The 24,593-nt window shown below is 67.5% G+C and carries 22 protein-coding genes; 8 read left to right on the forward strand and 14 right to left on the reverse strand.

Features of this window, described 5'->3' with window-relative positions; genetic code table 11:
* Positions 1 to 251: 251 nt before the first annotated feature.
* The 4 genes from F3I62_RS08510 (at position 252) to F3I62_RS08525 (ending at position 4,867) form a co-directional block, all read left to right on the forward strand.
* Positions 252 to 1,028 (forward strand): ABC transporter substrate-binding protein, encoded by a 777-nt coding sequence (locus F3I62_RS08510; protein WP_160489207.1) that lies wholly within the window; start codon positions 252 to 254, stop codon positions 1,026 to 1,028.
* A gap of 155 nt (positions 1,029 to 1,183) precedes the next feature.
* A complete protein-coding gene (locus F3I62_RS08515) occupies positions 1,184 to 2,296 on the forward strand; it encodes a succinylglutamate desuccinylase/aspartoacylase family protein (protein ID WP_160489208.1) in 1,113 nt (370 codons plus the stop codon).
* Positions 2,297 to 2,451: 155 nt separating this feature from the next.
* A complete protein-coding gene (locus tag F3I62_RS08520) occupies positions 2,452 to 3,384 on the forward strand; it encodes a MurR/RpiR family transcriptional regulator (RefSeq protein WP_160489209.1) in 933 nt (310 codons plus the stop codon).
* A gap of 106 nt (positions 3,385 to 3,490) precedes the next feature.
* Positions 3,491 to 4,867 carry an L-serine ammonia-lyase gene (locus F3I62_RS08525; protein ID WP_160489210.1) on the forward strand — a complete coding sequence of 459 codons (1,377 nt, stop codon included), beginning with the start codon at positions 3,491 to 3,493 and terminating at the stop codon, positions 4,865 to 4,867.
* Positions 4,868 to 5,630: 763 nt separating this feature from the next.
* On the opposite strand, the gene F3I62_RS08530 is transcribed toward F3I62_RS08525, so the two are convergent.
* The 12 genes from F3I62_RS08530 to hutI all read right to left on the reverse strand — a co-directional run bounded on the left by F3I62_RS08530 (position 5,631) and on the right by hutI (position 18,373).
* Positions 5,631 to 6,392 (reverse strand): ABC transporter permease, encoded by a 762-nt coding sequence (locus F3I62_RS08530; protein ID WP_160489211.1) that lies wholly within the window; start codon positions 6,390 to 6,392, stop codon positions 5,631 to 5,633.
* 142 nt (positions 6,393 to 6,534) lie between these two features.
* Complete coding sequence (locus F3I62_RS08535) at positions 6,535 to 7,458, reverse strand: ABC transporter ATP-binding protein (RefSeq protein ID WP_160489212.1); 924 nt, start codon at positions 7,456 to 7,458, stop codon at positions 6,535 to 6,537.
* Between the two features lie 239 nt (positions 7,459 to 7,697).
* Complete coding sequence (locus tag F3I62_RS08540) at positions 7,698 to 8,123, reverse strand: nuclear transport factor 2 family protein (RefSeq protein ID WP_160489213.1); 426 nt, start codon at positions 8,121 to 8,123, stop codon at positions 7,698 to 7,700.
* A gap of 18 nt (positions 8,124 to 8,141) precedes the next feature.
* Positions 8,142 to 8,915 carry a DUF899 domain-containing protein gene (locus F3I62_RS08545; RefSeq protein ID WP_160489214.1) on the reverse strand — a complete coding sequence of 258 codons (774 nt, stop codon included), beginning with the start codon at positions 8,913 to 8,915 and terminating at the stop codon, positions 8,142 to 8,144.
* A 74-nt stretch (positions 8,916 to 8,989) separates the two neighbouring features.
* Complete coding sequence (locus tag F3I62_RS08550) at positions 8,990 to 9,334, reverse strand: YciI family protein (RefSeq protein ID WP_160489215.1); 345 nt, start codon at positions 9,332 to 9,334, stop codon at positions 8,990 to 8,992.
* 88 nt (positions 9,335 to 9,422) lie between these two features.
* Positions 9,423 to 10,661, reverse strand: a complete 1,239-nt coding sequence (locus F3I62_RS08555) for an RNA polymerase sigma factor (RefSeq protein ID WP_160489216.1) — start codon at positions 10,659 to 10,661, stop codon at positions 9,423 to 9,425.
* Positions 10,662 to 10,753: 92 nt separating this feature from the next.
* Complete coding sequence (hutC, locus tag F3I62_RS08560; RefSeq protein WP_178122501.1) at positions 10,754 to 11,464, reverse strand: histidine utilization repressor; 711 nt, start codon at positions 11,462 to 11,464, stop codon at positions 10,754 to 10,756.
* A 91-nt stretch (positions 11,465 to 11,555) separates the two neighbouring features.
* Entirely contained in the window at positions 11,556 to 12,896 is a 1,341-nt protein-coding gene (locus F3I62_RS08565) for a Na+/H+ antiporter family protein (RefSeq protein ID WP_160489218.1), read from the reverse strand.
* 88 nt (positions 12,897 to 12,984) lie between these two features.
* Positions 12,985 to 14,520 carry a histidine ammonia-lyase gene (gene hutH / locus F3I62_RS08570; RefSeq protein ID WP_160489219.1) on the reverse strand — a complete coding sequence of 512 codons (1,536 nt, stop codon included), beginning with the start codon at positions 14,518 to 14,520 and terminating at the stop codon, positions 12,985 to 12,987.
* Positions 14,517 to 16,199 (reverse strand): urocanate hydratase, encoded by a 1,683-nt coding sequence (gene hutU, locus F3I62_RS08575; protein ID WP_160489220.1) that lies wholly within the window; start codon positions 16,197 to 16,199, stop codon positions 14,517 to 14,519. The genes hutH and hutU overlap by 4 nt, the downstream gene beginning before the upstream one ends.
* 25 nt (positions 16,200 to 16,224) lie before the next feature.
* On the reverse strand, positions 16,225 to 17,166 hold the full coding sequence (gene hutG / locus F3I62_RS08580) for a formimidoylglutamase (protein WP_160489221.1): 942 nt from the start codon (positions 17,164 to 17,166) through the stop codon (positions 16,225 to 16,227).
* Complete coding sequence (hutI, locus tag F3I62_RS08585; protein WP_160489222.1) at positions 17,156 to 18,373, reverse strand: imidazolonepropionase; 1,218 nt, start codon at positions 18,371 to 18,373, stop codon at positions 17,156 to 17,158. Before hutI ends, hutG begins: the two co-directional genes overlap by 11 nt.
* A 185-nt stretch (positions 18,374 to 18,558) precedes the next feature.
* Between hutI and F3I62_RS08590 the strand changes: the two genes are divergently transcribed.
* Positions 18,559 to 19,146 (forward strand): HutD family protein, encoded by a 588-nt coding sequence (locus F3I62_RS08590; protein WP_160489223.1) that lies wholly within the window; start codon positions 18,559 to 18,561, stop codon positions 19,144 to 19,146.
* Positions 19,147 to 19,356: 210 nt separating this feature from the next.
* On the opposite strand, the gene F3I62_RS08595 is transcribed toward F3I62_RS08590, so the two are convergent.
* Positions 19,357 to 20,796, reverse strand: coding sequence for a sodium:solute symporter family protein (locus F3I62_RS08595; protein ID WP_160489225.1), 1,440 nt, complete (start codon positions 20,794 to 20,796; stop codon positions 19,357 to 19,359).
* 603 nt (positions 20,797 to 21,399) lie between these two features.
* Between F3I62_RS08595 and F3I62_RS08600 the strand changes: the two genes are divergently transcribed.
* The 3 genes from F3I62_RS08600 (at position 21,400) to F3I62_RS08610 (ending at position 23,514) form a co-directional block, all read left to right on the forward strand.
* Positions 21,400 to 22,341, forward strand: a complete 942-nt coding sequence (locus tag F3I62_RS08600; protein WP_160489226.1) for a YbhN family protein — start codon at positions 21,400 to 21,402, stop codon at positions 22,339 to 22,341.
* Between the two features lie 150 nt (positions 22,342 to 22,491).
* On the forward strand, positions 22,492 to 23,022 hold the full coding sequence (locus tag F3I62_RS08605; RefSeq protein WP_160489228.1) for a hypothetical protein: 531 nt from the start codon (positions 22,492 to 22,494) through the stop codon (positions 23,020 to 23,022).
* A 174-nt stretch (positions 23,023 to 23,196) separates the two neighbouring features.
* Positions 23,197 to 23,514 (forward strand): hypothetical protein, encoded by a 318-nt coding sequence (locus F3I62_RS08610; protein WP_160489229.1) that lies wholly within the window; start codon positions 23,197 to 23,199, stop codon positions 23,512 to 23,514.
* Here the strand turns inward: F3I62_RS08610 and F3I62_RS08615 are convergent.
* Positions 23,511 to 24,593 (reverse strand): fatty acid desaturase, encoded by a 1,083-nt coding sequence (locus tag F3I62_RS08615; protein WP_160489231.1) that lies wholly within the window; start codon positions 24,591 to 24,593, stop codon positions 23,511 to 23,513. The two genes, F3I62_RS08610 and F3I62_RS08615, sit on opposite strands and share 4 nt — an antisense overlap.

A 24,593-nucleotide genomic window follows, 5' to 3' on the forward strand; every position in this document is an offset into this window, starting at 1 on the left:
CGGACCACTCAAACAATTCACGGACGAATCCTGATTGACACGTTTTTTTCTTATAAGTACCGTTAACGAACAAAAACGTGTCACTAATTTATCAATTACTGCTGGGCTTGCTGTACCGAGGCAGCCACGACAGGGCAGGCACCCACAAGGTTCCTGCTGCACCTTTTCGCCAGCGTGCGAAGCAGCACCGCCCGCCAGACGGCCACCGGCCGTTCAGGCGAGCTCAATCGCCACTTACAGGAGTCATCACAATGAAAAAAATCGCACTTCTCGGCGCCCTGGCGCTTAGCGCCTTCAGCGCCATGACCCAAGCGGCGGAAGCCGACCTGCGTATCGGTATCGAAGCGGCCTACCCGCCCTTCGCCTTCAAGACGCCGGACGGCAAGATCAGCGGCTTCGACTACGAGATCGGCAACGCCCTGTGCGCAGAGATGCAGGTCAAATGCGAGTGGGTCGAGCAGGCCTTCGACGGCCTGATCCCCTCCCTGAAAGTGCGCAAGGTCGACGCCGTGCTGTCGTCCATGTCGATCACCCCGGACCGCCTGAAGTCGGTCGACTTCACCAAGAAGTACTACCACACCCCCGGCAAGCTGGCGATGAAGGCCGGCAGCGTGGTCAATGACCCGCTGGTCGACCTCAAGGGTAAGAAAGTCGGCGTGCAGCGCGCCTCGACCTATGATCGCTACGCCAGCGACAAATTCGCCGAGGCGGGCATCGAGGTGGTGCGCTACGGCTCGCAGAACGAGGCCTTCCTCGACCTGGCCAACGGCCGTCTGGACGCCACCCTGGCCGACGTGGTCAACATCGGCGAAGGCTTCCTGAAAACCGACTCCGGCAAGGGCTTCGCCCTGGTCGGCCCGGACTTCAACGATCCGAAGTACTTCGGCAATGGCGCCGGTATCGCCGTACGCAAGGGCGACGCCGCTACCGCGGAGAAATTCAGCAACGCCATCGCCGCCCTGCGCAGCAATGGCAAGTACCAGGAAATCCAGGGCAAGTACTTCGCCTACGACATCTACGGCCAGTAACCGCCGCCCAGCACGTGCACCCGGCCCAGCGCCGGGTACACTGCATGCTAGTCCTCCCCATTCACTCGCCGAGCCTGCCCGCCCGCGCACCCGCCAAGTCCTCGCAGAAGGCCCGGCCGCGTCGCGCACAGAGGCACAGGCTCCAAGGAAGCAACATGCAACACCTTGAGTATTCCCTGCCCTGGAGCGGTCTCGGCACACAGCGCAACCTGTCGGTGTTCCGTTACGGCAGCGGTGCGCGCAAGGCCTATATCCAGGCGGCCCTGCATGCCGATGAGCTGCCGGGCATGCGCGTCGCAGTGGAACTCAAGCGGCGCCTGCAGGAGCTGGAAGACGCCGGCTGCCTGCGCGGGGTGATCGAGCTGGTCCCCGCCGCCAACCCCATCGGTCTGGCGCAGATGTTCCAGGCCACCCACCAGGGCCGCTTCGACTTCTCCAGCGGCAAGAATTTCAACCGCGACTTCCCCAACCTGGCCGCGCCACTGATCCACCACCTGCAAGGCCAGCTGGGTGCTGATGCGGACAGCAACATCGAGCTGATCCGCCAGGCCATGCGCCGCGCGATCAGCCAGCTGCCCGAGCCGCAATCGCAGCTCGACGGCCTGCAGCGCCTGCTGTTGCAACACGCCTGCGACGCCGACGTGGTGCTCGACCTGCATTGCGACTTCGAATCGGTGATGCTGCTCTACGCCCTGCCGCAGGCCTGGCCGCGCCTGCAGGGCCTGGCCGCGCGCCTGGAGGCCAAGGCGGTGCTGCTGGCCGAGGACTCCGGCGGCCAATCGTTCGACGAGGCCTGCGCCGCGCCCTGGCTGCAACTGGCCGCGGCCTTTCCCGGTGCCCCCGTGCCACTGGCCTGCCTGACCGCCACCGTCGAGCTGGGCGGCATGGCCGATACCGAACCGCAACGCGCCAGTCGTGACGCCGAGGCGATCCTGGCCTTCCTCGCCGACCAGGGGCTGCTCAGCGGCAACTGGCCGGCCATCCCCGCCAGCCCCTGCAGCGCCACGCCCTTCGCCGGCGCCCAGTACGCCTATGCGCCACACCCCGGCGTGGTCAGCTTCCTGCAACCGCTGGGGGCCCAGGTCAAGGTTGGCGACCCGCTGTTCGAGGTGCTCGATCCGATCAGCGACCGCCGCTCCCTGGTGCGCGCCACCACCGACGGCGTGCTCTACGCCCGCGAACGCCTGCGCTTCGCCCAGCCCGGCCTATGGCTGGCCAAGGTCGCCGGCGCCACGCCGATCCGCACGGGTCGCCTGCTCAGCGACTGACGCAGACGCCTCATGTTTCTGGCAGGGACGCCACCCTCTTCGACTGCGCTGGTGGCCAGCTACAGGCTGGCACTCGGCCACCGGCAACGCGCCTTCGGATACACTGCGGCCTTCTCGTTGTGGTTACCGCCCTTCCCGAACAGGCCTGCACACGCATGACATCCACGCCCAGCAACGTCACCGTCTACGCCTCGCCAGTCATGCGCAAGCTGGCGGCCATCACCCCGGACCTGCAACCCTCGCTGCGCAAGGTGGCCGACTTCATCCTGCGTCACCCGCTGAAAGCCGCGACCCTGACCATCGAAGAACTGGCCCAGGAAACCGCCACCTCCGCCGCCGCGGTCAACCGCCTGGCGCGCGCCATGCAACTGGGCGGCTACAGCGCCCTGAAGTCGGCACTGGTGGCGACCCTGCAGGAACTGGTGTCGCCGGTGGACAAGCTGCGCAACGAGCTGGCCCATCGCCCGGACGGCACCTTCGGCCTGCAGGAGCAGATGCAGATCGCCAGCAGCAACCTGGGCAGCACCGCCAACAGCAACAGCATCGCCGCCTTCGAGGGCTTCGTCGGCAGCCTGACCGCCGCCCGGCGCATCTACATCCTCGGCTTCGGCAACAGCGCCTACATGGCCGGCCTGGCCGCCGCCAACCTGGTGCCCTACTGCGCCGACGCGGTGGCCGTCAGCATGGAGGGCGGCAACGAGAACGCCGCCTATCGCCTGGCCAGCATCACCGAGCACGACGCCCTGCTCGCCATCTCCCTGCCCCGCTACTCGCTGGACACCCTGCAACTGGCGCGCTTCTCCCTCGAACGCGGGGCCAAGGTGCTGGCCATCACCGACTCGCCGGCCTCGCCGCTGGCCGCCATCGCCGACCACTGCCTGTTCGCCCCGGCCAGCCACCCGGTGCTGATCAGCTCCAACACCGCCGTGCTGGCGCTGATCGAAAGCCTGGTAGCGACCGTGATGACACGCAACAAGGAGGCAGTGAAGCTGGCCGCCGAGCTGACCGAAAGCGTGCTGTCCTACCTGCATGTGCCGAGCAGCGAGACGCCGGCACGCAAGCGCCTGCGCAAGCGCAAGGAACGCTGAGACCCTGCCGGGCCAGGCGAAGAAAGGTAACTGCTGGTCGCTTCCTCGACCTTGGAATCGCGCCAGCGGGTGTAAGCTTCTGACTGACCAGTCACAGGAGCACGGCATGGCCCTCAGCGTATTCGACCTGTTCAAGATCGGCATCGGCCCCTCCAGCTCGCACACGGTCGGGCCCATGCGCGCCGCCGCGCGCTTCGTCGAGGGGCTCAAGCGCGAGAGCCTGCTGGCCGCCACGGTCAGCCTCAAGGTCGAGCTGTACGGCTCGCTCGGCGCCACCGGCAAGGGCCACGGCAGCGACAAGGCAGTGCTGCTCGGCCTGGAAGGCGAACAGCCGGACAGCGTCGACACCGCCAGCATCGAGCCGCGCCTGGCGGCCATCCGCGCCAGCGGCGAGCTGAACCTGGGCGGCGAGCGGCGCCTCCGCTTCGTCGAGAAGGATCACCTGGCGCTGATCCGCAAGCCACTGGCCTACCACCCCAATGGCATGATCTTCCGCGCCTTCGACGCCGCCGGCCTGCAGATCCGCGCGCGCGAGTACTACTCGGTGGGCGGTGGCTTCGTGGTCGACGAGGAGGCCGCCGGCCTCGACCGCATCGTCGAGGACCAGACCGTGCTGGCCTACCCGTTCCACAGCGCCAAGCAGCTGCTGGCTCTGTGCGGCGAGCACGGCTTGTCGATCAGCCAGCTGATGCTGGCCAACGAGGCGGCCTGGCGCCCGGAGGCGCAGACCCGCGCCGGGCTGCTGAACATCTGGCAGGTGATGCAGGACTGCGTCGCCGCCGGCTGCCGCAACGAGGGCATCATGCCCGGCGGGCTCAAGGTGCGCCGGCGCGCCGCCGCCCTGCAGCGCCAGCTCAGCGAGCACCCGGAAGCCAGCCTGCGCGACCCGCTGACCGTGCTGGACTGGGTCAACCTCTACGCCCTGGCGGTCAACGAGGAAAACGCCAGCGGCGGCCGCGTGGTCACCGCGCCGACCAACGGCGCGGCCGGCATCGTGCCGGCGGTGCTGCACTACTACCGGCGCTTCGTGCCCGGTGCCAGCGACGACGGCGTGGTGCGCTTCCTGCTCACCGCCGCTGCCATCGGCATCCTGTACAAGGAAAATGCCTCGATCTCCGGCGCCGAAGTCGGCTGCCAGGGCGAGGTCGGCGTGGCCTGCTCGATGGCCGCCGGCGCGCTGTGCGAAGTGCTGGGCGGGACTATCGCCCAGGTGGAGAACGCCGCCGAGATCGGCATGGAGCACAACCTCGGCCTGACCTGCGACCCGGTCGGCGGCCTGGTCCAGGTACCCTGCATCGAGCGCAATGCGATGGGCTCGATCAAGGCGATCAATGCGGCGCGCATGGCCCTACGCGGCGATGGCCAGCACTTCATTTCCCTGGACCGGGTGATCCGCACCATGCGCGATACCGGGGCGGACATGAAGAGCAAGTACAAGGAGACGGCACGCGGCGGCCTGGCGGTGAACATCATCGAGTGCTGAAGCGCTCTCGTAGGGCGGGTGGAACCCGCGCTTATTGAGCGCCCACCCAGGCTGTAACCACCCATTCCAGCCACTTTCTGCGCTGGCAGAAACTTTTGGTTTCGCCCTCCCGGGCGAGTCACTTTCTCTTTGCTCGCGCAAAAGAGAAAGTAACCAAAGAGAAAGCGCGCCCGACATCCGGGTTTCGCTGCGCTCCACTGATTCGCTTCGCTCACCCTTCGGGCCAGCCTTCGGCTGTTACTCCGCTACGCTCCGTTTCCCTCCCTCCGGTGCTGCTCCGGGGGCCGCCTTACAAGGGCCATCCCTGGCCCTTTAAGCCTCTCGCCGCATCCATGCGGCTCGTCCCCCTACGCAACACCTACGCTCGGCCTCCTGACGGGGGATCGGGCTCCGAGCTGCTTGAAGGTTGTGCAATAACAGACGAAGCAACTATCAGGCAGCGCCAAACGCCCCTTCAGGAGGGTGAGCGGAATCGTCGTGGAAGGGGTTGAGCGGCAGGGATGTCGCGAGAGCCGCGATGGGCCAGGGATGGCCCTTCGTCGGGGTGCCGCCCAGGCCGGGCCTCTGGAGCGGCGATGGAGCGAAACGCAGTAACAGCCGAAGGCTGGTCACGAACCCCGCCGCAGGCGGGGCCGGATGCAGGGGCAAGCGTTTTTGCTTACTTTTTCCGCGTCTGGAAAAAGTGAGTCGCCCGGGAGGGCGAAACCAGAAGTATCAGCAAAACTCGATAATCAGCCCGGCCTAGAACCCCATCACCCCAAAGTCACTGCCGCAACCGATACCCGGTCTTGAACATCCAGCTGACGACAGCCACGCACAGCAGCAGAAAGCCCACCGTCATGCCCAGGCTGACCGCCACGTTGACATCGGACACCCCGTAGAAGCTCCAGCGAAACCCGCTGATCAGGTACACCACCGGATTGAACAGGGTCACCTGCTGCCACAGCGGCGGCAGCATGCTGATCGAGTAGAAGCTGCCGCCGAGGAAGGTCAGCGGCGTGACGATCAGCGCCGGCACCACCTGCAGCTTCTCCCAGCCATCGGCCCATACGCCGATGATGAAGCCGAACAGGCTGAAGGTGATCGCCGTCAGCACCAGGAACAGCGCCATGACCAAGGGATGGGCGATCTCGAAGTCGACGAACAGGCGTGCCGTGACCAGGATGATCAGGCCGAGGATCACCGACTTGGTGGCCGCCGCACCGACGAAGCCGATGAGGATTTCCAGGTAGGAAATCGGCGCCGAGAGCAGCTCGTAGATGGTCCCCGAATACTTCGGCATATAGATGCCGAACGAGGCGTTGGAAATGCTCTCGGTCAGCAGCGCCAGCATGATCAGCCCGGGCACGATGAAGGCGCCGTAGCTCACCCCCTGCACCTGGGTCATGCTCGAACCGATGGCCGAGCCGAACACCACGAAGTACAGCGAGGTGCTGATCACCGGGGTGGCGATGCTCTGCAGCAGGGTGCGCCAGGTGCGGTGCAGCTCGAACAGATAGATGGCCTTGATAGCGTGGAAATTCATACGGTGCCCTCATCCGGTCGTTGCAAAGCTACTGCGCTCGGCCAGGCTGCGTTGAAATCCGGTTCGGCCTGCTCATGTACGGTCTGTACACTCCGCGGCCTCACCTGATTTCGCCTTGCCTGACCTTCGCTCGCTACGCTTTTCAACGGCCGGAAACCAGATTGACGAAGATATCTTCCAGCGAACTCTCGCTGGACTGCAGGTCCTTGAAGTCGATGCCGTGCTGGGCCAGGTCCTTGAGCAGTTCGGCGATGCCGGTGTGCTCGCGCTGGGCGTCGAAGGTGAACACCAGCGCGTGGCCGGCGTCGGCCAGCTCCAGGCCGTAGCTGGCCAGCTCGGCGGGCACGCTGGCCAGCGGGTGCTTGAGCTGCAGGGTCAGCTGCTTCTTGCCGAGCTTGTGCATCAGCACGTGCTTGTCCTCGATCAGGATGATCTCGCCCTTGCGGATCACCCCGATGCGGTCGGCCATTTCCTCGGCTTCCTCGATGTAGTGGGTGGTGAGGATGATGGTCACCCCGCGCTCGCGCAGGCGCCGCACCATGTTCCACATGTCGCGGCGCAGCTCCACATCCACCCCGGCGGTGGGCTCGTCGAGGAACAGGATCGACGGCTCGTGGGACAGCGCCTTGGCGATCATCACCCGGCGCTTCATGCCGCCGGACAGTTCGAAGATCTTCGCGTCGCGCTTGTCCCACAGCGACAGGTCGCGCAGCAGCTGTTCCAGATAGACCGGGTCGGGCTTCTTGCCGAACAGGCCGCGGCTGAATTTGACCGTCGCCCACACCGTCTCGAACACGTCGTTGACCAGCTCCTGCGGCACCAGGCCGATCTGCGAGCGGGCCGCGCGGTAGTCGGCCTTGATGTCGTAGCCGGCCACCCGCACCCGGCCCTCGCCCGGATTGACGATGCCGCAGATGATGCTGATCAGGGTGGTCTTGCCGGCGCCGTTGGGGCCGAGCAGGGCGAAGATCTCGCCCTTGTCGATCTGCAGATTGATCTGTTTCAGCGCCGGATGGCCGGACGCATAGGTCTTGCTCAGGTTCTCGACCGCGATCACCGATTCCACGGCAGCTCCTTGGCCAGGCGGCAAAAGGGCGATTGTAGAGCAGGAGTCGCTGCAAGCGCTCGCCAAGCTTGTCGGCAGCGCCAGGTTTTGTGGGAGCGGCTTCAGCCGCGAAGCAGCCAGCCGACAGGCATTTGATCGCCGCTACAGGTGCTCCGCCTCTGCGGGACGCGCAGCGTTCCCGGATCAGGCTCCCACGCAAGCGCGTGGGCGCCATCGGATTGCATCCGGGCTACTCGCCCTCAAGGCTCCAGGCCGAACAGCGCCTGGCCGCTCTGCGGGTCGAACGGCACCGAGAAGTGTTCGTGGGCGATCAGCCAGCGCCCGCCCTGCCTGCGGTAGCCCTGGCTGACGCGCAGCCAGCAGCCCTGGCTCTTGCCCTCGGCGTCGGTGCCGGCGCAGTAGGCGAGGAAGTGGCCGAAGCCCAGCTCGCCGCTGGCTTCCTGCTGCAGTTCGCGAACCTCGAAGGTGGTCGGCCCGGCGCACATCTGCAGGCACATCTGCCAGTGCGCCCGGTAGGCGGCGCGGCCCTTGAATTGCAGCTGGAGGATGGCGTCGAAGGCCAGCACATCCTCGGCATAGTGCTCGATGATGGCGTCCAGGTTCTTCGCCAGGTTGGCGACGACCCAGGTGTCGATCAGGCCGCGCAGTTCGGAATTGCCGCTCATGTCGTTCTCCTTGTGCGTTCAGGCGCAGCAGTCGTGCGGCGCGGAGTGGGACTCGCCATAACGATCATGGTGCCGGTTCCAGAACAGCCCCTTGCCCTCCAGATCGGGCATGCCGTCCCAGCCCTCGCCACGGCCGAACGGCGTGAGGTCGAGGTAGTGGTAGGTGTTCATCAGCATGTCCAGGCCACGGGCGTAGGTGGAGTAGCAGTGGAACACCCGCTCGCCATCGCGCAGGAACACGCTGGCGCCAGGCAGCTCGCCCTTGACGCTATCCAGCTGGCCCAGGCGCTGCAGCTCGGCCCGGTCGCGGTAGTTGTACTCGACCGGCGCCTCGGCCTCGTCGAGGGTCACGTGGAAGTCGTAATTGAAGCGGCTGCCGAACGACGAGTACCAGGGCAGCGTCCAGCCCATGCGCCGCTTGAAGGCCTCCAGCTCGGTCAGGGGCGCCCGCGAGACCAGCACCAGGCGGGTGTCGCGGGCCTGCAGGTGGGCCGGGTGGCCGATGTTGTCGACCAGGAAGGAGCAGCCGGGGCAGCCCTCGCCTTTGTCGCGGTGGTACATGAAGTGGTAGACGATCAGCTGGCGCTGGCCGGCGAACAGCTGGTGCAAGGGCACCTCGCCATCCGGGCCGTTGAACCGGTAGTCCGCCGTGACTTCCACCATCGGCAGCTGGCGGCGCGCGGCGTTGAGCGCATCGCGCTGGCGGGTCAGGGCCTTCTCCTGCTCCAGCAGGGCCAGGCGTGCGGCCAGCCACTGTTCGCGGCTGGCGATCTTCGGGTATTCGGCATTCATGGAGACTCCTCCCGGCAGCAACTGCCGTAGGGTGCGCCGTGCGCACCAGTCAGGGTCCGAGCGCGCGGTGCGCCCTACACCTGCAGCTGGCGCACCGGCCGCACCTCGACGCTGCCGACCCGCGCCGCGGGGATGCCGCCGGCGATCTGCAGCGCCTCGTTGAGGTCGCGCGCCTCGATCAGGTAGAAGCCGGCCAGCTGCTCCTTGGTTTCGGCGAACGGCCCGTCGGTGATGCTCAGCTTGCCGCCGCGCATGCGCACCGTGGTGGCGCTGGCGACCGGCTCCAGCGGCTCGGCGGCGAGCAGCCGGCCGCTCTGCTGGACGCTCTGGAAGTAGTCGAGGCATTCGCCGTCGCGCGGGCTCTCCGGCAGGCTGTGCAGCAGCTTCTCGTCGCTGTAGATCAGACACAGGTATTTCATCGTCGTTCTCCCTGGCAGCATGGAGGAGCTGCCTTACCCAGTAGTCGGGCGGTGCCCGGGCAAATCGACAAGGCCCGCCAAAAACTTTTCAGCCCGCCGGCAACTCGGCCAGGCGGCGTTCGAGGAACTGCCGGTCGGCACCCTGCTGGCTCAGCTGCAGGGCGCGCCGGTAGGCCACGCGCGCCGCCTCCCAACGGCCCAGGCGACGGTTCAGGTCGGCACGGGCGGCATGCGCCAGGTGGTAGTCGGCCAGCTCGCCGCGCGCCAGCAGCGCCTCGATCAGCTGCAGGCCGGCCGCCGGGCCATCGCGCATGGCCAGGGCCACCGCGCGGTTGAGTTCGATCACCGGCGAGGGTGTGGCGCGCAGCAGCACGTCGTACAGGCCGACGATCTGCGCCCAGTCGGTGGCGGCCATGCTCGGCGCCTCGGCGTGCACCGCGGCGATGGCCGCCTGCAGGCTGTAGGGACCAAAGCGCCGCGACTGCAGGGCGGCCAGTACCAGCGCCTCGCCCTCGGCGATCAGCGCCCGGTCCCAGCGGCTGCGGTCCTGTTCCTCCAGCAGGATCGGCTCGCCGGCCGCCGAAGTGCGCGCCGCGCGCCGCGACTCGTGCAGCAGCATCAGCGCCAGCAGGCCCTGCACTTCCGCCTCGGGCAGCAGCTCCAGCAGCAGGCGGCCGAGGCGGATGGCCTCGGCGCACAGGTGCTGGCGGGTCAGCTCCGGGCCGGCGCTGGCGAAGTAGCCCTCGTTGAACACCAGGTAGACCACCTGCAGCACCGCCTGCAGACGCTCGGCCAGCTCGCTGCGCCCCGGCACTTCATAGGGGATGCGCGCATCGCGGATCTTGTGCTTGGCCCGCACGATGCGCTGGGCGATGGTGCTCGGCGTGGCGAGGAAGGCGCGGGCGATTTCCTCGGTGCTGAGGTCGCAGACCTCGCGCAGGGTCAGGGCCACCTGGGCGTCCGCCGCCAGGGCCGGGTGGCAGCAGGTGAACACCAGGCGCAGGCGGTCGTCTTCCAGCAGTTCGCCCTCGCCCACCTCGCCGGCGGCGAGCGGCTCGGGGCTGTCCTCAAGGGCCTGGAAGCGCGCCTGGCGGCGTAACTGGTCGATGGCCTTGAAGCGCCCGGCCGACACCAGCCAGGCGCGCGGATTGGCCGGCACGCCTTGGCTCGGCCACTGCTCCAGAGCGGCGCGGAAGGCCTCGTGCAGGGCCTCCTCGGCCAGGTCGAAATCGCCGAGCAGGCGAATCAGGGTCGCCAGCACCCGCCGCGATTCCTCGCGGTACAGGCCTTCCAGCGTCGTCTCGAATTGCTTCGCTTGTCGATCCATCGCCTCGTCCGTTTGCGCGCTAGAGCCAAGAGCCTAACCACTGCAGCGGCATGATGCAGCTGAGACGACGGGCGGCTGGCGGCACGCCGCCATCAGCGGCGCTTGAGGTTGGAGCGCAGCTTGTAGCGGTCGCCGGGATGGATCAGCCGCGCGTAGCTGATCAGGTGCTCGTCGGACCAGGTGCGCCGGATCATCGACAGGCACGGCGCGGCCGGGTCGATATCCAGCCAGGCGGCGGTTTGCCCATCCACCAGCACGGCCTCGACCACATGCTCGACATCGCTGATCGGGCAGCTGGCCACCAGTACCTCGTTGGGCGTCTGCCTGGCAAAGTCGCTCTGCAGGTAGTGCGGCACCCAGCGCGGGTTGACGAAGCGGTCTTCCAGCTGGATCGGCACGCCGTTCTCGCGGTGCACCAGGATGCTGTGGAACACCTGGGCGCCCAGGCGCAGGCCGAGGCGCAGGGCCACCTCGTCGTCGGCCTCGATGGCTTCGCAGCGCAACACGTCGTTGCTGTAGGCATGCCCGCGGCCGCGCACTTCGGCAGCGATATTGAGCACTTCATGCAGCGAGGATTCGGCCTTGCGGTCGGTGACGAAGGTGCCAAGGCCGGCCTGGCGCACCAGGTAGCCCTGCTGCACCAGGTTGTTGATCGCCTTGTTGGCGGTCATCCGGCTGACCGAGAAGTCCCGTGCCAGTTGCTCTTCCGGGGGAATCTGGTGATTGACCGGATAGTCGCCGCCATGGATACGCTCCAGCAGAAACTCTTCAATCGCCTTGTAGCGCGGGGTGGTACTGCTCACGACGGCTCCTTGAGGTGGTACCCGGTGCGCCGATGATAGCGAGCGCCCATGGGCGGCGCCATCTGCGCAGCCCATGAGCAGCAGGGCCGTGTCAGAGCAGCATGGCGGCAACCCAGCCGGCCGCGAGCAACGGCAGGTTGAAGTGCAGGAAGGTCGGCACCACGGTGTCCCAGATATGGTCGTGCTGGCCATCGGCGTTCAGCCCGGCGGTTGGCCCCAGGGTCGAGTCCGAGGCCGGCGAGCCGGCATCCCCCAGGGCCGCGGCGGTGCCCACCAGGGCGATGATGGCCAGTGGCGAGAAGCCGAAGCTGATGCCCAGCGGCACGTAGATGGCGGCGATGATCGGCACGGTGGAGAAGGACGAGCCGATGCCCATGGTGATCAGCAGCCCCACCAGCAGCATGATCAGCGCCGCCAGGCCGCGGTTGTCGCCGATCAGTTCGACCGAATCGCTGACCAGCCCGGGCAGTTCGCCGGTAGCCGTCATCACCGCGGCGAAGCCGGCGGCGGCGATCATGATGAAGCCGACCAGGGCCATCAGGCGCATGCCCTGGGTGAACACATCGTCCTGCTCGGCCCAGCTGATCACCCCGCTGAGCGAGATCACGGCAAAGCCGATCAGGCCGCCGAACACCATCGAACCGCTCCACAGTTGCACGCCCAGGGCCAGCAGCAGGGCCAGGGCGATCAGGCCGAGCTGGCGCGCGCTCAGCGGCGTGCTACTGGCGCTGAGGTGCTCGCCGGCCACCGCCAGTTCCTCATAGACCCGCTTGCGCCGGTAGCTGTACACCGCGATGAGCAGCCCCAGCACCATGCCCAGGGCCGGGATCAGCATGGCGTGCGGGGCCATTTCGCGGCTGACGGTCAACCCCTGGGCATTGCCGGCCTGGTTGATGTTGCCGATCAGGATGTCGTTGAGAAAGATGGTGCCGAAGCCGATCGGCAGCGACATGTAGGTCACGGTAATGGCGAAGGTGATGGCGCAGGCGGTCAGCCGACGATCCAGCTGCAGGCGGTTCATCACGTGCAGCAGCGGCGGCACCAGAATCGGGATGAAGGCGATATGCACCGGGATGATGGTCTCGGCGGCGAAGCCGGCGAGGATCAGGCTGACCAGCATGCCCCATTTGACCAGGGCCAGCTCACCGGCCTGGTGATGGCTGCGCCCCAGGTGCTCGACCACCCGCGCCGACAGGCGCTGGGCAATGCCGGTGCGCGACAGCGCCACGGCGAAGGCGCCCAGGGTGGCGTAGGCCAGGGCCACCCCGGCGCCACCACCCAGGCCCTTGTTGAAGGCCTCGATGATCGCGCCGATCGGCATGCCCGCCGCCAGCCCGCCGACCACGGCCGCCACCACCAGGGCGAAGACCACGGACACCCGCAGCATCGACAGGGTGACCATGACCAGTACCGCCAATACGATTGAATTCATTGCGACTCCTCTTGTTGTTGTTTTTTGCGCCAAGAAGCCCCCGTGGCCCGTGTCGGAACACGGGCCAGGTGGGTATTGCGGGGAAAGGTCAGCCCAGCGAGGGGAGCATGCCGGCCGGCAGCAGCGGGCTCAGCACGCGGCTGGCCAGCAGCTCGTTGGCCGCGGCGATATCCGGGGCGAAGAAGCGGTCTTCCACGTAGTAGGGCACCTGCTCGCGCAGGGCCCGGCGCGCCTGCTCCAGGGCCGGCGAGCTTGTCAAGCCCTCGCGGAAGTCCAGGCCCTGGCAGGCGCCCAGCCATTCGATGGCCAGCACGCCACGGGTGTTGGCGGCCATTTCCCACAGGCGCTTGCCGGCGGCCGGGGCCATGGACACGTGGTCTTCCTGGTTGGCCGAGGTCGGCAGGCTGTCGACGCTGTGCGGGTGGGCCAGGGCCTTGTTCTCGCTGGCCAGGGCCGCGGCGGTGACCTGGGCGATCATGAAGCCGGAGTTGACCCCGCCATTGGCCACCAGGAACGGCGGCAGCTGCGACATGTGCTTGTCCATCATCAGCGAGATGCGCCGCTCGGAGAGCGAGGCGATTTCGGCGATGGCCAGGGCGATGTTGTCGGCGGCCATGGCCACCGGCTCGGCGTGGAAGTTGCCGCCGGAGATCACGTCGCCTTCGGCGGCGAACACCAGGGGGTTGTCCGACACCGCGTTGGCCTCGACGCCGAGCACTTCGGCGGCCTGGCGCAGCTGGGTCAGGCAGGCGCCCATCACCTGCGGCTGGCAGCGCAGCGAGTAGGGGTCCTGCACCTTGTCGCAGGCCTCGTGGGAGCGCCCCACTTCGCTGCTGGCGCCGAGCAGGTGGCGATAGATCGCCGCCGCGTCGATCTGCCCGCGCTGGCCGCGGGCGGCATGGATGCGCGGATCGAACGGCGCCCGCGAGCCCAGGGCGGCTTCCACGGTCAGGCCGCCGCAGACGGTGGCGGCGGCGAACAGGTCCTCGGCCTCGAACAGCCCGCGCAGGGCGTAGGCGGTGGACACCTGGGTGCCGTTGAGCAGGGCCAGGCCCTCCTTGGCCGCCAGGGTCATCGGTTCCAGGCCGGCGATCGCCAGCGCCTCGCTGGCCGGCAGCCACTGGCCCTGGTGCCGCGCCTGGCTTTCGCCGAGCAGCACCAGGGACATATGCGCCAGCGGCGCCAGGTCGCCGGAGGCGCCCACCGAGCCCTTGAGCGGGATATGCGGGTAGACCTCGGCATTGATCAGGGCGACCAGCGCCTCGATCACCTTCAGGCGGATGCCGGAGCAGCCGCGGGCCAGGCTGTTGACCTTGAGCAGCATGATCAGGCGCACCATGGCATCGTCCAGCGGCTCGCCGATGCCGGCGGCATGGGACAGCACCAGCGAGCGCTGGAGCTTTTCCAGGTCATCGTTGGCGATGCGGGTCGAGGCCAGCAGGCCGAAGCCGGTGTTGATGCCGTAGGCGGTGCGGCCCTCGGCGATGATGGCGTTGACGCAGGCCACACTGGCCTCGATGCCGGCATGGGCGCGCTCATCCAGGCGCAGCGTCAGCGGGCCCTGGTAGGCGGCGCGCAGCTGGGCCAGGCTCAGTTGGCCGGGGGTCAGGGTAAACAGGCTCATGCTTGGGCTCCTTGGTTGGCAGCGATCATCGGCAGGTCGAGGCCCTGTTGGCGGGCGCAATCGACGGCAATTGCATAACCGGCATCGGCGTGGCGCATCACCCCGGTGCCCGGGTCGTTGCGCAGCACGCGGCCGAGACGGGCGCGGGCTTCGGGGGTGCCGTCGGCGACTATCACCACCCCGGAATGCTGCGAGTAGCCCATACCGACGCCGCCACCATGGTGCAAAGACACCCAGGTCGCGCCGCCCGCGGTATTCAGCAGGGCATTGAGCAGCGGCCAGTCGGAGACGGCATCGGAGCCGTCAGCCATGGCCTCGGTCTCGCGGTTGGGGCTGGCCACCGAGCCGGAGTCCAGGTGGTCGCGGCCGATCACGATCGGCGCCTTCAGCTCGCCACTGGCGACCATGTCGTTGAAGGCCTGGGCCAGGCGCGCGCGGTCCTTCAGGCCGACCCAGCAGATGCGGGCCGGCAGGCCCTGGAAGCTGATGCGCTCGCGGGCCATGTCCAGCCAGTTGTGCAGGTGGGCGTCATCGGGGATCAGCTCCTTGACCTTGGCGTCGGTCTTGTAGATGTCCTCGGGGTCGCCGGACAGCGCCACCCAGCGGAACGGGCCGATGCCCTGGCAGAACAGCGGGCGGATATAGGCCGGCACGAACCCGGGGAAGTCGAAGGCGTTGGCCACCCCCTCCTCCAGGGCCATCTGGCGGATGTTGTTACCGTAGTCGAAGGTCGGCACGCCCATCTGCTGGAAGGCCAGCATGGCGCGCACATGCACGGCCATGGACTGCTTGGCGGCCTTGACCACCAGCGCCTCCTCGGTCTTGCCGCGGGCCACGTACTCGTCCCAGCTCCAGCCGATCGGCAGGTAGCCATGGCGCGGGTCGTGGGCGCTGGTCTGGTCGGTGACCAGGTCCGGGCGCACGCCGCGCTTGACCAGTTCCGGAAGGATCTCGGCGGCGTTGCCACACAGGGCGATGGAGATGGCCTTGCCTTCACCGGTGTACTTGTCGATGCGCGCCAGGGCGTCGTCCAGGTCAGTGGCCTGCTCGTCGACATAGCGCGTCTTCAGGCGGAAATCGATACGCGATTGCTGACACTCGATATTCAGCGAGCAGGCACCGGCCAGGGTCGCCGCCAGGGGCTGGGCGCCGCCCATGCCGCCGAGGCCGGCGGTCAGTACCCACTTGCCCTTGAGGCTGCCGCCGTAGTGCTGGCGACCGGCCTCGACGAAGGTTTCATAGGTGCCCTGGACGATGCCCTGGCTGCCGATATAGATCCAGCTGCCGGCGGTCATCTGGCCGTACATGGCCAGGCCCTTGGCATCCAGCTCGTTGAAGTGTTCCCAGGTGGCCCAGTGCGGCACCAGGTTGGAGTTGGCCAGCAGTACCCGCGGCGCGTCCTTGTGGGTCTCGAACACGCCGACCGGCTTGCCGGACTGGATCAGCAGGGTCTGGTGGTCTTCCAGGCGGGTCAGCACCTCGACGATCTTGTCATAGCACTCCCAGTTGCGCGCGGCGCGGCCGATGCCGCCGTACACCACCAGCTCCTTGGGGTTCTCCGCCACTTCCGGGTCGAGGTTGTTCATCAGCATGCGCAGCGGCGCCTCGGTCAGCCAGCTCTTGGCGGTCAGCTGGGTGCCACGGGCGGCGCGGATTTCGGTATCGCGGAAACGGCTCATTGCGGGCTCCTGGGGTTGCTCGGGGTCAGTGAGTCAGGGTCAGTAGATGGATCAGGCGCGCCGCCACCTTGGCGGTACGGCTGTCGATGTCGTGTTCGGGGTTGAGTTCGGCCAGGTCGGCCAGGCGCAGCTTGCCGCTGTCGCGGATGCCCTCCAGCAGCGGTTCGAGCAGCGCCAGGCTTACCCCGCGGGCGGCCGGGGCGCTGACGCCGGGGGCTTCGCAGGCCGGCAGCACGTCGATATCGATGGTCAGGTAGACGGCGTCGCAGGCGGCGACAAAGGCCTGCAGCTCGGCGCCGATGGCGGCCAGACTGGCCTCGCGGATCTCGCGGTCCTCGCGCACCAGCACCTGCAGTTCGGCGGCGCGCTGGAACAGGGCGCGGGTGTTGCTGGCGCGGCTTATCCCTAAGCAGGCATAGGCAAACGGCCAGCCACGGGCAGCACAGTCCTCGGCGATCTGGGCGAACGGCGTGCCGGAGGAATGCACGTGCGCCGGGTCGCGCAGGTCGAAATGGGCGTCGAAGTTGATGATGCCGATGCGCGGCGCCGGCTGGCCCGACAGGTGCTCGGCGATGCCCTGCCAGCTGCCGAAGGCCACCTCATGGCCGCCGCCCAGCACGATCGGCAGGTGGCCGGCATCCAGCAAGGCGCAGACCTGTTCGCCGAGGCGCGCCTGGGCGCCTTCCAGGTCGCCATCGGCGCACAGCACATCGCCGCCGTCGTAGGCCGGGCCCTGGCGATGCCAGGCCAGGTTGGCCAGGGCCTTGCGCATGGCCGGCGGGGCGCCGGCGGCGCCGACGCGGCCGTGGTTGCGGCGCACGCCTTCGTCGCAGGCGAAACCGAGCAGGGCCACGCCCGGCTGGCTGTCCGGGCTCAGCGCCTGGATGCGCTGGTGCCAGCGCGGGCTGTCCGGCTCGGGGTCGATGCGCCCGCTCCAGGCGGCCAGGTCTTGACGATCAGCAGGCATGGGTGAGGTCTCCCTTGAAGATGCGTTGGCGCAGGCGTCCCGGTTGCACGGCGTAGGCCAGTTCGGCGGGCTGCTGGATATCCCACAGGCACAGGTCGGCGGGGGCCCCAACCTCGATCCGCCCCAGGTCGGGGCGGCCGAGGGCGCGAGCGCCATGGGCGGTCATGCCGCTCAGGGCTTCGCGCGGGGTCAAACGGAACAGGGTGCAGGCCAGGTTGAGCACCAGGGTCGGGAAGCAGATCGGTGAAGTGCCCGGGTTGGCGTCGCTGGCCACGGCCATGGGCACGCCGTACTGGCGCAGCAGCTCGATGGGCGGCAGCTGGGTCTCGCGCAGGCAGTGGAAGGCACCGGGCAGCAGCACCGCCACGGTGCCGGCGGCGGCCATGGCCTGCAACCCGGCCTCGTCGAGGAACTCGATATGGTCGGCCGACAGCCCCTGATAACGCGCGGCCAGGGCGCTGGCACCCTGATTGGACAACTGCTCGGCGTGCGCCTTGAGCGCCAGGCCGTGGCGCTGTGCCGCCTGGAACACCAGCTCGCACTGGGCCGGGCTGAAGGCGATGTGCTCGCAGAACACATCCACCGCATCGGCCAGGCCCTCGGCGGCGGCCGCCGGAATCATCTCGTTGCACACCAGGTCGATATAGCCGTCGCTGTCGCCGGCGAACTCCGGCGGCAGGGCATGGGCACCGAGCAGGGTGGTGAGCACCCGCACCGGGCGCAGCTGGCCCAGGCGCCGGGCCACGCGCAGCATCTTCAGCTCGTCGGCGACACTCAGGCCATAGCCGGACTTGATCTCCAGGGTGGTCACGCCATCGGCCAGCAGCGCGTCCAGGCGCGGCAGGCTGGCCTCGACCAACTGCTCTTCGCTGGCGGCGCGGGTGGCGCGCACGGTGCTGAGGATGCCGCCACCGGCCCTGGCGATCTCGGCGTAGCTGACGCCTTCCAGGCGCTGCTCGAACTCGCCGGCGCGGTTGCCGGCGTACACCAGGTGGCTGTGGCAGTCGACCAGCCCGGGAGTCATTACCCCGCCACGGCCACACTCGATGGCAGCCTCGGCCTGACGCTCGTCGAACTCGCCCTGCGGCCACAGGCCGGCCACCCGGCCGTCCTCGACCAGCACCGTCATCGGCGCAGGCCGCACGCACAGGCCGTCAAACAGGGTGACATCACGCCAGAGCCGGCGCAGCTGGGGAGACAGGGACATGGAAGCGCTCTCTCGTTTCAATGTATATACATTAAAAACGAAAAATCCGGCCGTCAAGCCCCTTTCGCTCGCCCAAGACTCAAAGGCTTCGCACAGAAACCCGGAGAAACAGGCGCAGACCAGGGATTGCGGGGCAAGCGCACTCGTCGCAGTATGTATATACATTTAACCGAGGAACGAACGACATGCCGATTCAGCGACTCGACCGCCGCCAGGCGCGGCAGATGCCCTGGAAGAATGGCGGCGGCAGCACCTGCGAGCTGGCCATCTTCCCCGCCGGCGCCAGCCTGGAGGATTTCGCCTGGCGCATCAGCTGCGCCCGGGTCGCCAGCGGCGGGCCCTTCTCCCGCTTCGCCGGGGTCGACCGCAGCCTGGCCGTGCTCGCCGGCGCCGGCCTGGACCTGTGCCTGGACGGCCGGCCGAGGCAGCTGCGCCCCGGCGATCCACCCCTGGCATTCGCCGGCGAAGACCCGGTCAGCGCCGAACTGCTGGCCGGCCCGGTCGCCGACTTCAACCTGATGACCCGGCGCAGCCTGTGGCGCCACCAGTTGCAGCAACTGCGGCTGGACGGTGTGCAGGCCCTGGACAATGACGCCGACATCCTGCTGATCTACTGCCACGGCGGCCGACTCGCCGTGCAACTGTCCGACGGCAGCAGCCAGAGCCTGAGCGAAGGCCAGGGCCTGCTGCTGGAAGACGAGTGCACGAATCTGACATTGCGTGGCGACGCCGGTACGCACCTCTATATCGCCCGCCTGTATCGCCAGCTCTGAGGAGCTACACACGATCTGTTCCAGCCCCTGCAAACGAGGGAGCAGCACTCACGGGCTCCAGAATTTGGGCAGATCCTGCGTAGGGTGCGCCGTGCGCACCAGAGGCCAATGCGCGGTTTGCGGTGCGCACAGCGCACCCTACGGGAGCCGAGCAGGCCCTGAAACGACAAACCCCGCCAAGCGGCGGGGTCTGTCATCCAGCAACCAGCCTTATTCGGGCTGGGTCACCAGGGTCTGCGTACGGTTGCGGCTCCACTGCGGCAGCAGGGTACCGATCAGCATGCCCGCCAGGCTGAACAGCAGGCCGGCCAGCTGCGGCGGCCAGAAGGCTTCGTCGGTCAGGCTGTATTCCAGGTAGATCCAGGAAGTCAGGCCGAAGGCGATGGCGAACAGCGCGCCCTGGGTGGTGGCGCGCTTCCAGAACAGGCCGGCGAACAGCGGCACCACGGCGGCGACCAGGGTCACCTTGTAGGCGTTGCCGACCATCTCGTAGATGCTCGCATCCGAGTACAGGGCGAAGGTCAGGGTGGCGATGGCGCAGACCACGATGGTGATGCGCATGGCCAGCAGGAACTGCTGATCGCTCATCACCGGCACGAAGCGCTTGAGCACGTTCTCGGTGAAGGTCACCGACGGCGCCAGCAGGGTGCCGGAGGCGGTGGACATGATCGCCGACAGCAGCGCGCCGAAGAACATGATCTGGGCGAACAGCGGGGTCTTCTCCAGGATCAGGTGCGGCAGGATCATCTGCGCGTCTTCGGCCAGCCAGCGCTGGACCATCGCCGGGTCGATCATCGAGGCGGCGTAGGCCAGGAAGATCGGCAGCATGCAGAAGCACAGGTAGAAGCCGGCACCGAACATCGAGGCGCGCGCGGCGATGTTCTCGGTCTTGGCCGACATCACCCGGGCGTACACGTCCTGCTGCGGGATCGAGCCGAGCATCATGGTCAGCGCCGCGCCGATGAAGGCGACGATGTCCTTGGCCTCGAAACCGTGGATGAAGGTGAACTTGCCCTCGCTGGCCGCATGGGCGATCACCTTGTCGGCGCCGCCGGCCATGTCACCGATCAGCCAGGTCAGGTAGACCAGGCCGACGACGATGATGATCATCTGGAAGAAGTCGGTCAGCGCCACCGACCACATGCCGCCGAACAGGGTGTACAGCAGCACGATGAAGGTGCCGAGGAACATGCCCTGGGTGGTCGTGATGGCGCCGTCGGAGATGACGTTGAACACCACGCCGAGGGCGGTCAGCTGGGCGGCGATCCAGCCCAGGTAGGAAACCACGATGACCAGGCTGATGATCAGTTCGACATTCGGCCCGAAACGCTTGCGGAAGTAGTCGCCGATGGTCAGCAGGTTCATCCGGTACAGCGGGCGGGCGATGATCAGGCCGACCAGCATCAGGCAACCGAAGGAGCCGAACGGGTCTTCGATGATCCCGGCGAAGCCTTCCTCGATGAAAGTGGCGGGAATGCCCAGCACCGCCTCGGAGCCGAACCAGGTGGCGAAGACCATGGCGGCGACGATGGGGAAGCCCATGCTACGCCCGCCGGCGGCGAAATCGCGGGAGTTGTGTACCCGGGTAGCGGCGTAGAAACCGATCCCCACGGTGACCAGCAGGTAGAGCGCAACGAACCAGATCAGCATGTTTTCCCGTTCCAGAGACTTCAGCCCGCCGCATGCGTGCCCGCACCAGGGCGGCGCGGGATGGAACGACGGACTACAGGTTTTTGTTATTACCCCTCATGACGGGAGGCTGCACGCGCCCATCACGGTCGCGCAGTCTGGCAAATACGTAAAATATGTCAAACAAAAACGACGAATAGTCTGCACATCGGCCTGCCACTCATCCGATCAGGCCGTGTAACAGACTGTAATTGCTGCAGTTGCTGGCAGGGCGCCGAACCGGGGAGTTGTATATTTTTGACAGCCCGGCGCAGGCGTCGGGGCGAATGCCGTCGCCCCGACTGACGGCCGCCACCCGCGCCGGCAGCGCCTGCTACCGAGCAGCCCCGCCCCGCGCATTCACTGACCTGCGGCAAGGCCCCGGCGCAGGCGATATGCTCTGATGTCGTAACAGCTGGTTACGCCCGGCGCATGTGAACTGCTTGAGCCGGGCGCCCGCCTCCCTGATACTGCACCGCGCTTCGCGCCGATCGCCCGCGTTCATGGGGGCATCTGGCAGCCGCACCCCCCCTTTCCGCACCAGCCATCCCAGGATGACGCCCCAGGTTCAAGGAGCCACCGCCGATGATGAAAAGGAGCGACTGGATCTGGACCTTGATCGGTTTGGCCGCAGTCGTGTTTTCCTGCTACCTGCTGTACCAGGAAATCCAGACCATCTCCCTCGACGAGCTCTCCGACAGTCTGCTGGCGATTCGCCCGCACAACTGGTTGATGGCCGCCGGCGCGACCCTGGGCGCCTATTTCGCCCTGGCCTGGTACGACCGCATCGCCATCGCCCACCTGGGCAAGAAGATCTCCTGGTGGTTCATCACCCTGTGCTCCTTCACCACCTACGCCCTGGCCCACAACATCGGCGCCTCGGTGTTTTCCGGCGCGGTGGTGCGTTACCGCGCCTACAGCAGCAAGGGCCTCGGCGCCCATGAAATCGGCCTGCTGATCTTCTTCTGCTCCTTCACCTTCGCCCTCGGCACCCTGCTGTCCGGTGGCGCCGTTCTGGTCTGCCAGCCCGATCTGATCAAGCGCATCGCCGATGTCAGCCCCTGGCTGTCGGTGCTGATCGGCTCGCTGATGCTGGGGCTGGTGGCGCTCTACGTGCTCGGTTCCTGGCGCCATTTCCAGCCGTGGAAATGGGGCAAGCTGCACGTCGAATACCCGCGCCTGGGCGTGGTCGCCAAGCAGCTGCTGGCCGGCCCGCTGGAGCTGGCCTGCGCCGCGGCGATCATCTATTTCGCCCTGCCGGCCGAGAGCAACCCGGGCTACCTGGTGGTGCTCGGCGTATTCCTCGCCTCCTTCTCCCTGGCCCTGCTGTCCCACGCCCCGGGCGGCCTCGGCGTGCTGGAAGTGACCTTCCTCGCGGCCATGCCGGAACTGCCCAAGGCCGACGTGCTGGCCGCGCTCATCGTGTTCCGCGGCTTCTACCTGCTGCTGCCCTTCGCCCTGTCGCTGCTGGTGGTGATGAGCTTCGAATGGGGCCAGTGGACCACCCGGCGCAAGCGCCACAAGTAACCCAAGCGCGCCTGCGGAGCCCGTTGCAGAGCGGCTCGCGCAGCGCATCAAGCGCGTCGATGGTTACTATCAGAAGGGTCAACTTCTGTATTCAAGCTCCGTGAGTAGTATGAGCTCCGTACTCACTTACGCCCCCACAAGGAGCCCAAAATGAAAAAGCACATCCTCGCCAGCCTGATCCTGGCCAGCCTGACCACCAGCGCCTTCGCCCTACCCGGCAAGTTCCAGCCGCCGCTGACCGAACTCAAGCCGGCCAGCAGCAGCGAAACCCTCGGCGAGAACGGCAGCGAGCGCAGCAAGACCCTGCGCGTGGCCGAAGACGGCGCCGAGCGCACCAAGGCCTTCCGTGTCGCCGAAGGCGGTGCCGAGCGCCTGCTCCAGCGGGACGATATCGCCGAGAACGGCGCTGAACGCACCAAATCCTTCCGCGTCGCCGAAGGTGGTGCCGAGCGCCTGCTCCAGCGGGACGAGGTGGCCGAGAACGGCGCCGAACGTACCAAGTCCTTCCGCGTCGCCGAGGGCGGTGCCGAGCGCCTGCTCCAGCGGGACGAGGTGGCCGAAAACGGCGCCGAGCGCAGCCAAGCCTTGCGCGTCGCCGAGGGCGGTGCCGAGCGTCTGCTCCAGCGGGACGAGGTGGCCGAGAACGGCGCCGAGCGCACCGGGGCCTTCCGTGTAGCCTGAAGCCGGCAGGCCTCGCCAGCTGATCGATAGCCGCCAGCCGTAAGGTCCGCCCGTGAAGCAGCACAACCCAACGAGCCGGTGACTGCCCCGCATTCACCGGCTTTTTCATGTCCGCCATTTGCCCCGACTGGGCGCGCCACAGCCGACTGCCTTAGAGTCCCGCCCAGGGCAGCCATGCCCACCATCGGACGGATCTACCCCAAGGATCCCGACCCGCGCCGCCTGCACGACTTCAGCCGCCGCTCGTTCTACGCCCTGTTCCGCCGGAACGGCCTGCGGCCACGGGCGCACGTCGAGCAGGTGCGGTGGTGGCAGTTCACGGGGCTGTTTTCCCGGCGCCCGGACCAGGCCCGGCGGCATCGTTCGCAGGGCGTCGGCAACGCCGTGCTGCACCATTACCGGCGCCGCCCGCTGTACCTGTTCGCCCACCGCGGTTCGATGCTGCGCCAGGGTTTGAGCAACCACTACCTGACCTGCGCCTTCCAGCGCTAGGCCGCGGCGACGGCCGCATTCGGCAGGCGGTACTGCCAGATGCGCCGCAGCACCGTGGCCAGCTGCGCGCCGAAGCCGCCGCAGTTGTAGACCTGGCCGTAGCGCGCGGCGATCTCGCGCACTTCCACCGCCAGCGCCGCATAGCGCCGCGCCGGCAGGTCGGGAAACAGATGGTGCTCGATCTGGTGGCTGAGGTTGCCGGTGAGGATGTGGAACAGCTGGCCGCCGCTCAGGTTGCTCGACCCGCGCAACTGGCGCAGGTACCAGTGGCCGCGGCTCTCGCCCACTACCGAGTCCTTGCTGAACACCGCCGCCTGCTCGGTGAAGTGGCCGCAGAAGATCACCGCGAAGGTCCACAGGTTGCGCAACAGGTTGGCCAGCCCATTGCCGGCCAGCACGGCCAGGGCGTTGGCGCCCAGCAGCAGGGCCAGCAGCGGGAAGCACAGGTAGTCCTTGCCCCACTGGCGCAGCAGCTTGGCAGTGAACTGGCGCAGCAGCGGACGCAGCTCGTCCTTACTCAGCTTGCCCTTGTAGACCTGGTCCAGGCGCAGGTGCTGGATGGCAATCGAGTACTGGAACAGCAGCGCCTGCAGGGTCACCCACAGCGGCTGCCAGCGGTAGAAGGGCTTCCAGCGCTGCTCGGGGAACAGCCTCACCACGCCATAGCCGACGTCGTCGTCCATGCCCAGCACATTGGTCCAGGTGTGGTGCACGTGGTTGTGGGTGTGCCGCCAGAAGTCGGCCGGGCCGGCGATGTCCCACTCGTAGCGGCGCCCGGAAAACTCCGGGTCGTTCATCCAGTCGTACTGGCCATGGATGACGTTGTGGCCCAGCTCCATGTTCTCGAGGATCTTGCCCAGCCCCAGCAACAGCGTGCCGAGCAGCCAGGTCGGCGGGAACCAGCCGAGCATCAGCAGCGCCCGCCCGCTCCAGCAGCACAGCCGCACCGCACCGCGCACCCGGCGGATATAACGCGCATCCGCCGCCCCCAGGTCGGCCAGAGTGCGACTGCGCAGGGCATCCAGTTCGGCGCCGAAGGCATCCAGTTCCGCACTGCTCAGTTGGCGATCGTCACGCAT

The sequence above is a fragment of the Pseudomonas sp. R-28-1W-6 genome (assembly GCF_009799925.1).
Taxonomy (GTDB): Bacteria; Pseudomonadota; Gammaproteobacteria; order Pseudomonadales; family Pseudomonadaceae; genus Aquipseudomonas.

What these genes read in the sequence shown, in the direction of transcription:
- F3I62_RS08545 (WP_160489214.1), bottom strand. Translation starts at nt 8,915, where the DNA reads ATGAATGCCGAATACCCGAAGATCGCCAGCCGCGAACAGTGGCTGGCC.
- F3I62_RS08515 (WP_160489208.1), top strand. Translation starts at nt 1,184, where the DNA reads ATGCAACACCTTGAGTATTCCCTGCCCTGGAGCGGTCTCGGCACACAG.
- F3I62_RS08540 (WP_160489213.1), bottom strand. Translation starts at nt 8,123, where the DNA reads ATGAGCGGCAATTCCGAACTGCGCGGCCTGATCGACACCTGGGTCGTC.
- F3I62_RS08530 (WP_160489211.1), bottom strand. Translation starts at nt 6,392, where the DNA reads ATGAATTTCCACGCTATCAAGGCCATCTATCTGTTCGAGCTGCACCGC.
- F3I62_RS08510 (WP_160489207.1), top strand. Translation starts at nt 252, where the DNA reads ATGAAAAAAATCGCACTTCTCGGCGCCCTGGCGCTTAGCGCCTTCAGC.
- F3I62_RS08525 (WP_160489210.1), top strand. Translation starts at nt 3,491, where the DNA reads ATGGCCCTCAGCGTATTCGACCTGTTCAAGATCGGCATCGGCCCCTCC.
- F3I62_RS08565 (WP_160489218.1), bottom strand. Translation starts at nt 12,896, where the DNA reads ATGAATTCAATCGTATTGGCGGTACTGGTCATGGTCACCCTGTCGATG.
- F3I62_RS08550 (WP_160489215.1), bottom strand. Translation starts at nt 9,334, where the DNA reads ATGAAATACCTGTGTCTGATCTACAGCGACGAGAAGCTGCTGCACAGC.
- F3I62_RS08555 (WP_160489216.1), bottom strand. Translation starts at nt 10,661, where the DNA reads ATGGATCGACAAGCGAAGCAATTCGAGACGACGCTGGAAGGCCTGTAC.
- hutG (WP_160489221.1), bottom strand. Translation starts at nt 17,166, where the DNA reads ATGCCTGCTGATCGTCAAGACCTGGCCGCCTGGAGCGGGCGCATCGAC.
- F3I62_RS08590 (WP_160489223.1), top strand. Translation starts at nt 18,559, where the DNA reads ATGCCGATTCAGCGACTCGACCGCCGCCAGGCGCGGCAGATGCCCTGG.
- F3I62_RS08615 (WP_160489231.1), bottom strand. Translation starts at nt 24,593, where the DNA reads ATGCGTGACGATCGCCAACTGAGCAGTGCGGAACTGGATGCCTTCGGC.
- hutU (WP_160489220.1), bottom strand. Translation starts at nt 16,199, where the DNA reads ATGAGCCGTTTCCGCGATACCGAAATCCGCGCCGCCCGTGGCACCCAG.
- F3I62_RS08610 (WP_160489229.1), top strand. Translation starts at nt 23,197, where the DNA reads ATGCCCACCATCGGACGGATCTACCCCAAGGATCCCGACCCGCGCCGC.
- hutI (WP_160489222.1), bottom strand. Translation starts at nt 18,373, where the DNA reads ATGTCCCTGTCTCCCCAGCTGCGCCGGCTCTGGCGTGATGTCACCCTG.
- hutH (WP_160489219.1), bottom strand. Translation starts at nt 14,520, where the DNA reads ATGAGCCTGTTTACCCTGACCCCCGGCCAACTGAGCCTGGCCCAGCTG.
- F3I62_RS08520 (WP_160489209.1), top strand. Translation starts at nt 2,452, where the DNA reads ATGACATCCACGCCCAGCAACGTCACCGTCTACGCCTCGCCAGTCATG.
- F3I62_RS08595 (WP_160489225.1), bottom strand. Translation starts at nt 20,796, where the DNA reads ATGCTGATCTGGTTCGTTGCGCTCTACCTGCTGGTCACCGTGGGGATC.
- F3I62_RS08600 (WP_160489226.1), top strand. Translation starts at nt 21,400, where the DNA reads ATGATGAAAAGGAGCGACTGGATCTGGACCTTGATCGGTTTGGCCGCA.
- F3I62_RS08605 (WP_160489228.1), top strand. Translation starts at nt 22,492, where the DNA reads ATGAAAAAGCACATCCTCGCCAGCCTGATCCTGGCCAGCCTGACCACC.